General features: G+C 44.8%; 2 pseudogenes. One reads left to right on the plus strand and one right to left on the minus strand.

What is annotated here, in order from left to right:
• Nucleotides 1-314, minus strand: a pseudogene (locus tag CIK04_RS35330) (lysine transporter LysM); the annotation flags it as partial.
• A 269-nt stretch (nucleotides 315-583) separates the two neighbouring features.
• Between CIK04_RS35330 and CIK04_RS32235 the strand changes: the two are divergent.
• A pseudogene (locus CIK04_RS32235) lies at nucleotides 584-697 on the plus strand (FKBP-type peptidyl-prolyl cis-trans isomerase); the annotation flags it as partial.

The following is a 697-nucleotide window of genomic DNA, read 5'->3' on the forward strand; positions in this document are numbered from 1 at the left end:
CAGCTATTGGACTTTAAGTTGTTCTGCTCTTCTGTGCGTTGCTGGCTTAACCCAGTAGTTATCAATATCCAAAGCAATACGCTGCGGCGTGCTAGGCTCTGGCACTTTGAGCTCTGGTTCGCTACTCGGCCACAGTAACAAGACCAACAGGACAGGTAACTAAAACAATAAGCGTCACGTTGATGTAAACGTGGCAACGCTGCCCAAAATTGCTTGACGTTGGACAAAATACGCTTGTAATCAAATTGAGCAATACGCTGTTTACACAGCGCCAGATAATCTACCTGAGCCTTCTTCTTTCGACGTCGATTCATGCTAGTGCTTCTCCAAACCCTTTGCACTCAGTATAAAAATACAAATTGGCTGAGTATAGTGCTTTCCGATGACAGTGAGTCATTACAAGGTAAAAATGGTTAAAAAGCGTGAAGGAAAACGTTCCTTTTACAAGTCCATACGCACCGCGGTGAGAGATGGGCCATTTAAACCTGTAGCCTAAACTGTTATCCTTTCGCTTTCATTCGTTCAATAAGAGTGACTTTATGTCTGACATAATTGAACCGTAGAAGAGAAAGCAAGCTACGGTATTGGCCTACAAATGGCCAGCAGCTAGCAGGTTCAGGTCTTGATGGCCTAAACGTTGCAGCCATCGCAGCGGGTATCGCAACATCTTTAACTGGTGACATGCCAGCGATTGAAG

This window comes from Vibrio sp. 03_296 (assembly GCF_002265885.1).